This window comes from Syntrophomonas sp. UBA5494 (assembly GCF_002426325.1).
Map to the genome: position 1 here is coordinate 8,188 of NZ_DIPG01000147.1, position 9,204 is coordinate 17,391.

Consider the following 9,204-nt stretch of genomic DNA (forward strand, 5'->3'; position numbering starts at 1 on the left):
GCTGGAAATTAAAAAAGGGGTACGAATTCCTGTCATGGATGTATATAATTAAACTATAGACATGCATCCAATACATTAGATAACAACCAAAACATGAAATCGAATAATGTGTCAAGGTTGCAGGAATCGAAATGGAGGAGTTATCATGGCAACCAAACTGTTATTAGAATTAAAAAACTTGCTTGCTGATCTGGCCTCCACCTTGATTCTGGGCAAGAATAAAGATGCGGCCTGTTTGGCCTTGAAATTGTCAGAAAAGAGCAAAGCCCTGGCAGAGGAACTGGTTAAATAGCGGTGGTCAGGAAGGCCATCTGTTAAGACTGACATAACATAACATAACAGAATAAATACAAGACGAACCACGAAGGTCGGCCCCTGTTACAATGGTCGTTCTGTGGTTTCTTTTTTTTCATTCAAATGTTATTATGAAGCAGAAAAAGGACAGTTCTAAGATGATCGTGCCGGTTGTTGCTTCAGAAAACTCAATTATCAACCAATAATCGACAAGCGGAGGGAAGATTTTGAAAATCGCTGTGATTGACGGTCAAGGGGGCGGGATCGGCCGCTTAATTATTGAAAAGCTGCGCAAGGAATTTGGACAAGAAGTATATATTATCGGGGTGGGAACCAATGCGGTGGCTACATCGGTCATGTTGAAAGCCGGAGCGAATGACGGGGCCAGTGGGGAAAACTCGGTGGTTTGGTGTGCTTCACGGGTCGATATGATTGCCGGTTCGGTAGCCGTAATTGTTGCTAACAGCTACGCCGGGGAATTGACGCCGCGCATGGCTGAAGCCGTTGCATCTTCTCCGGCCATGAAGATATTGATACCCATGAATCGCTGTAATATAGAAATCAGCAGCAGTCAGGATGAGCCTTTGCCCCTTCAGGTAGATCAACTGGTAGCCAGAGTTCGAGCTCATTGCCAGATGTGCCAAGATGCCGACAGGTAGAGAATGAAAGGTGGTTTATTATATGTGTAAAGACATGACCCCGTTAGAGTTAGCCATACAATTCCACGGCCATATCTGTCCCGGTTTATTGATGGGAGTTCGAGCCTCTCAGTTGGCTATGCAGCATCTTGACCTGAAGCGGGACCAGGATGAAGATGTTGTGGCCATTGTGGAAACGGATTCCTGTGGCGTAGATGCCTTGCAGGCCATTCTGGGTTGTACCTTCGGCAAAGGCAATTTAATTTTTAAAGATTATGGGAAAGCGGTCTATACCGTAATTAACCGCCAGGATGGCCGGGCGGTGCGAATTGTTCAGCGAAGATCAGCCTCTAGCGGGAAAACCGGACAGCGTTATCGTGAGCTCAAAGGCCGTGAAGATCTTAATCCGGCTGAAAAGGAAGAAATGGAGCAAGTTCTGCAAGAACTGTTTGAGCAGTTGATGACCTGCCCTTATGAAGAGCTGTTTGACTGGCAGGATGTTGATGTAAAACTGCCTCCAAAAGCCAGTATATATTCGACCCTGACCTGCAGTCATTGCAAAGAGGGGGTCATGGAACCGAGGGCGATTAAAACAGCGGATGGGGTATTATGCATACCCTGTTTTGACCTGCAAAGGAGGTAAATCGTTCATGTGTGAAGCCAATGTCTATCTGCTGCGCGACGGGCAGGAAGAACTCTTGATGGAAAAGGTGGATAGGGTTATTCCCGGGGAAGAACACACCCTGTTCATGGAGAATATATTTGGGGAACGCAAGGTCATCAAGGCTCGTATCCGTGAACTGGAACTGGTGCACCACCGCATCATAATTGAAGAGATCCCTCAACAGGCCGTAGTTAGGGAAGGAGAGTTGTGGCTGGAACCGGATACTGACCACGGCCATTTTCATGAAGGTGAAGAAGTCGGCCTGAAGCTGTTTAAGGGATATAATATGCAGCCCCAAAAAGATGCCGATTTGGGGGGCGTAACAGCTTTTATGGCCAATAGCGGGGGGAGACGCGATCTGCAGATTCACCATCATGAAGGGCAGTATATGCTTCACCCCGGGCAGGAAGCTGACGGACTGATTCAGGTGATCGTCCAGCAGTCTGGAAACAAGCAATTGTATGCCAAAATCCTGGTTGAAATTGGTCATCACCATCATCATCACATTGAGGCCGTAGGTCTGCCTGTGGAGATCGTACCCAGCGGATACAGCCATGCCCGCATCGGCGAATATTATGAGGTGCAGTTATCAACAAATGGCCAGCCTCTGGCGGGTGTTGAAATAAAGGCCACCTATGCCGGCGCCGGTGGTCGGGAATACCCGAGGCGGCAAAAGACAGACCATCTAGGTCAGGCCAAATTCTTTTTATCAGCACGAGGGCACTATCTTTTTTCCGCTGAACATGATGGCATAATAAGCACTTTTACCCTGGTCAAAGGTGTTTAAATTTAATTTTCCTCGTTAAGGGGAGATACTGGAAATAGTCTTATCAGATTAAAGTCATTAAAAAACCATGAAGTTGTAACGGGATGAAACCGAAACGCTTCATGGTTTTATTTTGACTGGGCGAGGTGTTTCCCATGTCCATCTTTACACCCGCAGCCAAGGTTTACAACTGATTTACTTGCCTGAATGCAACCGAAACCTTTGTTATTAAATTGCAACGCTCTATTGCAGGAAAAATATTTAGCAGGTAGAATATATAAATTAGAATAGATGAATTAGAATAGATAGTTAACATCATTTTATGAATTACAATTAAATAATTCTCCAAGCCAACAGACCTAAGGCTTTCGCAAAGCTATGGTTAATTGGCCGGGGTATAATTGGAAACGATTATGCCTTCCCGTATTGTGAGTAGGAGATGTCTTGGTACGGCAGACGTTAGCGCTATAATGCGCCTGCTTAGCTTTTTGTGTTTAATTACCCGGCCTCTCTACGAGTCCGGGTTTTTAGTTGTTTTTTTCGTGTAATCGTAATCGGCCTGAAGGAGCACATATGCACGAATTGTCTTTAATAGCGGGGATGATGGATTTGATCCGCAACAGCGCAGACAAAAACCAGATCACACAAATAAGCCGTATCAAACTGGTTGTCGGCAAGCTTTCCATGGCCCTGCCGCATAGCCTCAGCTTCGCTTTTGAAACCCTGGCTCAAGAAGAGCTGTTTAAAGATGCGGAATTGCTGATCGAAGAAAGGGAGATCTGTTGTCAGTGCCAGCAATGTCAGCAACAATACGTTGCTGAGATGCCGTCCCGGCTTTTCTGCCCTTACTGCGGGAGCAGTGACACTCAGATGCTTACCGGACGGGAATTATTTATCGAATTCTACGAAGGGGATTAATGAGAAATGGCTCAAATTCGTATGGAAACCAATATTTTGGGAGCTAATGATATGCTGGCCGCAAAGAACCGCCGCATCTTCAAAGAGGCCGGAATGTTGGTGGTCAATTTGATGAGTTCGCCCGGTTCGGGAAAGACCACCCTGTTGGAAAAAACCATTGAAGGTATCAAAGGGCGCATCAGGCTGGGCGTAATCGAAGGCGATCTGTACACTGATCAGGATGCCATGCGCATTGAAAACAAGGGCGTGGAAGTGGTGCAGATCAATACCGAGGGTACCTGCCATCTGGATGCAAGCATGGTGGAAAAGGCCTGGCGCCGCCTGGCCCATCATCCCATCCAACTGTTATTTATAGAAAATGTAGGCAATCTGGTATGCCCGGCCGAGTTTGACCTGGGCGAACATTTTAAGGTCGTGGTTTTGAGTACCACCGAGGGTCATGACAAAGTATTAAAATATCCCCTGGTTTTCAACCAGGCCAGGGCAGTGGTACTCAATAAAATAGACCTTTTGCCATATACAGATTTTGACATGGATGCTTTCAGCAGGGACCTGCAACTGGTAAATCCTATGGTTAAAGTTTTTCGAGTTTCAGGTCGCACTGGTGAAGGAATAGATCAATGGAACCAATGGTTGTTAGAGGAGGTGGGAAAGCAGCACTTTTAAAGCCAAGCTAGATTAGAGAGAAAAATAGTGATTGGGATTATATGGCAGCTTATTCACAAAATTTGTTTCGGGGGGAATAGGTAAATGCCTACCAAACTAAGCAGACGTGATTTTATACGTCTTTGTGCCGGAAGTGCGGCAGCGATATCAATGACGCCATTGCTGGCACCACTACTTACCGAGGCGGCTGAAGCAGGTGCGCCCCCGGTAATCTGGCTGCAAGGGGCCGGCTGTACCGGATGCTCAGTATCTTTACTCAACACCGTACATCCTGACATACAAAAGGTTTTATTAGAGGTTATCAGCTTACGTTATCATCCCAATATATCCGGGGCCGCTGGGGATTTGGCCATGGAGGAAGGGATCTTTAAAGTCGCCGAAGAGTACAAGGGGAAATTCTATCTGGTAGTTGAAGGGGCGGTCCCCACTGGTGCAAACGGAAAATTCTGTATGGTTGGGGAAAGAGACGGGCACCACATTACTTTCGTAGACCTGGTAAAAGAAGTGGGCAGCAAAGCCGCAGCCATTTTGAACTTCGGAACCTGTTCAGCATACGGCGGAATTCCAGCTACTCCGCCCAATCCTACCGGCTGTAAATCGGTTCCCGATATTGTGAAAAACGTTCCTTATATAAATGTACCCGGTTGTCCTCCGCATCCCGATTGGATGGTGGGTACTATTGCCCATGTATTGCTATACAATGATATACCTGAGCTGGATCGCTTTGGCAGGCCGACCATGTTCTTTAAGGATATCATTCATGACAATTGCCCCAGAAGGCAATATTTCGACAACGCCATATTTGCCAAGAACTTGAGTGAACCGGGATGTCTTCTGGAAGTAGGATGCAAAGGTCCTATCGCTCACTGTGACTCCACCACCCGCCTGTGGAATGGCGGTACAAACTGGTGTATCAAATCAGGTGCACCCTGCCTGGCTTGCACCGAACCACAATTTCCCGGCTGGCCGGTATATGCGCGTGTGCCTGAGATGCCTATCGCTCCTGGTATTACCGCTACCACTGATCAGATCGGGATTGTGCTGGGGGCAGCTACCGCAGTCGGCATTGGCGGACATTTAGCCGGCAATATCGCCACCGGGCGTATTGGCCCTAAAAAGCACAGTGATGAGAAGGATGGTGACAACTAATGGCGCAGAAAATCATAATAGATCCCGTAACTCGTATAGAAGGACATCTGAAGGTGGAAGTAGAGGTTGAAAACGGGGCAGTCATAGACGCCCGCACCAGTGGCACTCTTTTCCGGGGACTGGAACTGATCATGCGCGGCCGGGATCCCCGGGATGCTCAGCAGATTATGCAGCGCATTTGCGGGGTATGTCCTACCGCTCATGCCACCGCCGGCACCCTGGCTCTGGATGATGCTTTTGGTATCCAACCGCCTCCAAACGGAAGGATTATACGCAATCTGATCTTCGGAGCCAATTATATACAATCCCACATTCTGCATTTTTTCCATCTGGCGGCTCTGGACTATGTCAAGGCCCCGGAAGGGGTTATGCCGTTGAATCCTCAATACGCCGGGGATTACAGGCTGCCTGCCGACATCAACGCTCAGGCGGTGAATAACTACCTGAAAGCCCTGGAAATGCGCCGCAAAGCCCAGGAGATGCTGGCCATCTGGGGCGGCAAAATGCCGCATGTTCAGGCCATCGTTCCCGGCGGGGTTACCGAACTGCCTGACACTCAAAAAATTTATGAATTCCTGGTGCGCCTGGAAGAACTGACTGATTTTATAAACAATGTATATGTTCCTACCGTGAAGGCGGTGGCGGGAGTATATTCAGATTGGTTCGATATCGGGCGCGGCTGCATGAATATGCTGGCTTACGGCGGATTCCCTCTCGAAGAAGGGGAGGACCATATTAAAAAACAGAAATTCTTCCCCAGCGGGGTGTATGTACGCGGACAGTACAAAGAACTCGATCCTTCGTTGATAACAGAAGAAGTCAAATACTCCTGGTATAAGGATGACACCGGCGGCAACAGTCCGGATATGGCAGTAGTCGAACCCGATGCGGATAAGACAAACGCTTATTCCTGGCTGAAAGCCCCGCGCTACAACGGAGAACCCATGGAAGTAGGGCCTCTGGCCCGCCAGTGGGTGCTCAAGCAAAAAGACCTGGTGGAAATGGGTCCCAATAAGGCTTTTTCCGTTATGGGACGTCACTTTGCCAGGGCGGTGGAGACCTCAGCCATGGCGGCTGCCATGAAAGAATGGGCATTGCAATTGAAGCCGGGCGAACCGGTAGCTGCTCCGCACAAGATACCTGCAGACGCACTGGGTATGGGCCTCACTGAAGGTTCCCGCGGAGCCCTGGGACACTGGCATAAAATCGAGCATGAACGCACCAAGGTATTGAACGCCGTGGTTCCTACTACATGGAACGCCGGTCCCAGGGATGTAAACAATGTGGCCGGGCCGATGGAGCAGGCTATTATGGGGGCGCCTTTGGCAGATCCGGCCAATCCCATTGAAGTGGTTCGAATCATCAGATCAATGGACCCCTGTCTCGGGTGCGCCATCCATGTTATGACTCCGGACAAGAAACAGATCAGCCAGTTCATCGTAAACTAGGGGGTGTTGATAAATGAAAAAAATGGAAAACCGGCACTCCATAGCTATTCGATTGTTTCACTGGAGTAATATGATCAGTATTACCCTGCTGATTCTGACCGGGTTCTATATTCATGCGCCCAACAGCTTCAGGTGGCTGTTTTCAAACATGGATACCCCCCGTATGCTCCATTTTGCCATGGCCTATGTCCTGCTGTTTGGGGTGATCGGACGGGTGTATTATGCCATCGTGGCCAAAGACGCTCATAATATCGTATTCCGGCCTATTAAAGACACCCTCAATTTCCCCAGCATGATCAAGTATTATCTATTTATGGCAGACAGCCATCCCTATTACGGGAAGTATAATCCCGGCCAGAAGATGATGTATACCGGCTGGCTGTTTATGGCACTGGTGCAGATTATAACCGGTTTTGTGCTCTACGCTCCCAATGCCTTCCCGGCTTTGGCTGGTTGGATGGGAGGGCTATTAGCCGTCCGCATTATTCACTATGTGGTCAACTGGTTATTCGTATTGTCGGTTGTAGTCCACGTTTATCTGGATGTATCAGAAGGCATCCCGGTGCTTATGTCCATGTTTACCGGAAAGATTCCGGCAGGAGCCCATGGGGCCCCCGGTGAATCCCATACTGCAGACAGCGATGGCCGCAGTCTGGGTGCCTAAGGAGGCTTGCCTTGAAGCTTATCGTGGCTGGAATCGGAAATGTATTGATGAAGGATGACGGCCTGGGTGTTTATGTGATTCAGAAGTTGTCTGAACGCCCCTGGCCGGAACAGGTTGAACTGGTAGACGCAGGCATCGCCAGTTTCGAAATCTTGGATGTATTCTGCAGCGCAGATCACATCATTGTAGTAGATACCATGACTGCCGGAGGAGAGCCCGGTACCATATACCGGGCCCCTCTGGAAGAATTGGGGCTGATAAGCAATCCTGCAGTGACCTCATTGCACGAGTTGCATTTCACCGAAGCCATCAAGATGGTTAACCTGATGGGGTACCACCCTCAGGTAATCGTCTTCGGGGTTGAACCATACCAGGTCGAACTGGGCATGGAATTGAGCCCGGTAATCGCGGAGAAAATACCCCGGTTATTGGAATTGGTTGAAGCGGAGATTCATCATATTATAGACAGTAAGTAGATAGTCGCTTGCTTCAAGCATGCTAACGGCTTTGGGGCAGAAATTCCGGTCTTTCCGCCATTGCGAGGCTGTTTAAACCACTGCTTCTCACGATTATTGTCCCGATATCCGCCAACGCGGTGGGGGTAGTATATGACTCAACATATAAGCAGTAAACGTTTTACTATTAAAGGAATCGTCCAGGGGGTGGGATTTCGGCCTCACGTATACCGCCTGGCGGTGGGATTGGGACTTAAAGGCTGGGTCTTGAATTCGTCCAGCGGGGTGTTCATAGAAGTTGAAGGGCTAACCTCAAGAGTAGATGAGTTTATCCGCACCCTGCTGGAACAGCCTCCTCCTCTGGCGGTAATCAGGAGCTGCCAGGAAGAAGAGCTTCCTATACAGAATTTTGCGGATTTCGTAATTTTGGAGAGTGTCAAGCAAGAAACCCGTGAGGTTATGATATCCCCGGATATCGCCATATGCGGCGACTGCCGCAGGGAAGTCCTTGATCCTGGTGACCGGCGCTATCGCTATCCCTTCATAAACTGCACCAATTGCGGACCGCGTTTTACCATCATTAAGGATGTGCCCTATGACCGGGCCAAGACTACCATGGCAGAGTTTCCCATGTGTCCTGAGTGTGAGGCCGAGTATAGGAATCCACTCGACCGGCGTTTTCATGCCCAGCCCAACGCCTGCCCGGTCTGCGGCCCCGGGGTATGCTTGACGGATAAGGATGGTAAGGCAAATCATGCCAGTGTTATCGATGTATTAAAATCAGGGGCTATAGTAGCGGTTAAGGGCCTGGGAGCGTTTCATCTGGCGGTGGATGCCAGCAACCGCAACGCAGTACGCCAACTGCGGCAGCGCAAACTGCGGGATGCCAAACCATTTGCGGTGATGGCCAGAGACCTTACAGCGGCCAGGAAATATTGCCTTATTTCCGAACCGGAAGAGGCTTGGCTGGCTTCAAGACAGGCCCCCATCGTAGTGATGAAGAGCCTGAACAATCCTGTGATTCCAGGAGACCTCTTGCACCCCGGCCTCAATACTCTGGGGGTGATGCTGCCATATACCGCCCTCCACTATCTGCTGTTTGATGAAGAATTGGACCTGCTGGTAATGACCAGCGCCAATGTCAGCGATGAGCCGATTATCACCGACAATTATCAGGCATTGAAAAAGCTGTACAGCCTGGCCGACTATTTTTTTATTCACAACCGGCAGATCTTCAATCCCTGTGATGATTCGGTGCTAAGCTGTACAGCCTTAAAAACCACCAACATCATCCGCCGCGCCCGGGGATTCGTGCCCCAGGGCATCAAGCTTCCCCGGATGAACGGACATAAATCCGTATTGGCCGTAGGGGGGGAGATGAAGAACACCTTTTGTCTGACTCGCGGTGATGAGGCATTTTTAAGTCAGCACTGGGGGGATTTGAATCATTACCACAACTATATCAATTTTCTTGCCGGCATTGACCGTTTCCAAAAAATGTTGGCGGTGGAACCCAACATCATAGCACATGACATGCATCCC

11 protein-coding genes and 1 riboswitch are annotated in these 9,204 nt (G+C 49.1%); all 11 genes read left to right on the forward strand.

Annotation, left to right across the window (positions count from 1 at the left end; all coding sequences use genetic code 11):
• The first annotated feature begins 145 nt into the window (after positions 1–145).
• Complete coding sequence (locus tag B3W37_RS16450) at positions 146–292, forward strand: hypothetical protein (protein WP_481038562.1); 147 nt, start codon at positions 146–148, stop codon at positions 290–292.
• A 229-nt stretch (positions 293–521) separates the two neighbouring features.
• Entirely contained in the window at positions 522–953 is a 432-nt protein-coding gene (locus B3W37_RS16455; protein ID WP_483169357.1) for a DUF3842 family protein, read from the forward strand.
• 22 nt (positions 954–975) lie between these two features.
• Complete coding sequence (locus B3W37_RS16460; protein WP_483176468.1) at positions 976–1,575, forward strand: FmdE family protein; 600 nt, start codon at positions 976–978, stop codon at positions 1,573–1,575.
• A gap of 7 nt (positions 1,576–1,582) precedes the next feature.
• Positions 1,583–2,383, forward strand: coding sequence for a CooT family nickel-binding protein (locus tag B3W37_RS16465; protein ID WP_483176469.1), 801 nt, complete (start codon positions 1,583–1,585; stop codon positions 2,381–2,383).
• Positions 2,384–2,693: 310 nt separating this feature from the next.
• Positions 2,694–2,817: riboswitch (molybdenum cofactor riboswitch) on the forward strand.
• A gap of 118 nt (positions 2,818–2,935) precedes the next feature.
• Complete coding sequence (hypA, locus tag B3W37_RS16470; RefSeq protein WP_483169361.1) at positions 2,936–3,280, forward strand: hydrogenase maturation nickel metallochaperone HypA; 345 nt, start codon at positions 2,936–2,938, stop codon at positions 3,278–3,280.
• 6 nt (positions 3,281–3,286) lie between these two features.
• Positions 3,287–3,946 carry a hydrogenase nickel incorporation protein HypB gene (hypB, locus tag B3W37_RS16475; RefSeq protein WP_483169362.1) on the forward strand — a complete coding sequence of 220 codons (660 nt, stop codon included), beginning with the start codon at positions 3,287–3,289 and terminating at the stop codon, positions 3,944–3,946.
• Positions 3,947–4,030: 84 nt separating this feature from the next.
• On the forward strand, positions 4,031–5,095 hold the full coding sequence (locus tag B3W37_RS16480; RefSeq protein WP_483169364.1) for a hydrogenase small subunit: 1,065 nt from the start codon (positions 4,031–4,033) through the stop codon (positions 5,093–5,095).
• Positions 5,095–6,543 carry a nickel-dependent hydrogenase large subunit gene (locus B3W37_RS16485; protein WP_483169365.1) on the forward strand — a complete coding sequence of 483 codons (1,449 nt, stop codon included), beginning with the start codon at positions 5,095–5,097 and terminating at the stop codon, positions 6,541–6,543. Before B3W37_RS16480 ends, B3W37_RS16485 begins: the two co-directional genes overlap by 1 nt.
• 13 nt (positions 6,544–6,556) lie before the next feature.
• Complete coding sequence (cybH, locus tag B3W37_RS16490; protein WP_483169366.1) at positions 6,557–7,207, forward strand: Ni/Fe-hydrogenase, b-type cytochrome subunit; 651 nt, start codon at positions 6,557–6,559, stop codon at positions 7,205–7,207.
• Positions 7,208–7,218: 11 nt separating this feature from the next.
• Positions 7,219–7,683, forward strand: a complete 465-nt coding sequence (locus B3W37_RS16495) for a hydrogenase maturation protease (protein WP_483169368.1) — start codon at positions 7,219–7,221, stop codon at positions 7,681–7,683.
• A gap of 132 nt (positions 7,684–7,815) precedes the next feature.
• Positions 7,816–9,204, forward strand: a 1,389-nt coding sequence (hypF, locus tag B3W37_RS16500) for a carbamoyltransferase HypF (protein WP_483176470.1), incomplete at its 3' end; no start/stop codon positions are given.

Coding starts and splice junctions, on each gene's coding strand:
- B3W37_RS16480 (WP_483169364.1), top strand. CDS start 4,031: ATGCCTACCAAACTAAGCAGACGTGATTTTATACGTCTTTGTGCCGGA.
- cybH (WP_483169366.1), top strand. CDS start 6,557: ATGAAAAAAATGGAAAACCGGCACTCCATAGCTATTCGATTGTTTCAC.
- B3W37_RS16450 (WP_481038562.1), top strand. CDS start 146: ATGGCAACCAAACTGTTATTAGAATTAAAAAACTTGCTTGCTGATCTG.
- B3W37_RS16485 (WP_483169365.1), top strand. CDS start 5,095: ATGGCGCAGAAAATCATAATAGATCCCGTAACTCGTATAGAAGGACAT.
- B3W37_RS16465 (WP_483176469.1), top strand. CDS start 1,583: ATGTGTGAAGCCAATGTCTATCTGCTGCGCGACGGGCAGGAAGAACTC.
- B3W37_RS16460 (WP_483176468.1), top strand. CDS start 976: ATGTGTAAAGACATGACCCCGTTAGAGTTAGCCATACAATTCCACGGC.
- hypA (WP_483169361.1), top strand. CDS start 2,936: ATGCACGAATTGTCTTTAATAGCGGGGATGATGGATTTGATCCGCAAC.
- hypB (WP_483169362.1), top strand. CDS start 3,287: ATGGCTCAAATTCGTATGGAAACCAATATTTTGGGAGCTAATGATATG.